Source organism: Methanobrevibacter thaueri (assembly GCF_003111625.1).
Lineage (GTDB): Archaea > Methanobacteriota > Methanobacteria > Methanobacteriales > Methanobacteriaceae > Methanocatella > Methanocatella thaueri.
In genome coordinates this window covers 1-548 of sequence record NZ_MZGS01000038.1, presented here as the reverse complement: position 1 = coordinate 548, position 548 = coordinate 1, and the positions used below count along the sequence as shown (strand labels likewise).

General features: G+C 32.8%; 1 pseudogene. It reads left to right on the top strand.

From position 1 onward, the window contains the following. Positions 1–28: 28 nt before the first annotated feature. Positions 29–548, top strand: a pseudogene (locus tag MBBTH_RS10765) (IS1182 family transposase); the annotation flags it as partial.

The following is a 548-nucleotide window of genomic DNA, read 5'->3' as shown; positions in this document are numbered from 1 at the left end:
AGACGTTAGTTACATGTACTTGGCAGGCATGGAAAAGCCAGATTTCAGAACAATCAACAGATTCAAAGTAGATCATGCAGAACTAATCGATGACGCATTTAAAACAACAGTTTTAATGGCAAAAGAATTAGATTTAGTAAAACTCAAACACATAGCAATTGATGGAACAAAAATCAAAGCCAAAGCATCCATAAATAATTTAACCAATCAAGAACAAATAGATTTACTCAAAGACATCTTAAAAAAGAGTATTGAACTGGATGAAGAAGAAGATGAAATTCTCGGAGACGAATCAGGGAATTCCGTGCCAAAAGAATTAATTGACAAAAAATCCTTTGAAGAAATCTACAAAAAAGTAACTGAAAGTACAAAAGGAGATAGAAACGAATTCAAACTACGAAGAAGCAGTAAAAAACTTCTAGACCAAGCAAAGAAAGATAAAAAATCTGCCAAAAAAGTTTTGCAGAAAGTCGAAAAAATCGATTCAGAACTAAAAAAGACAACAAACGATGTAATCAGCATAAACGACCCTGAATCACGATGGATGC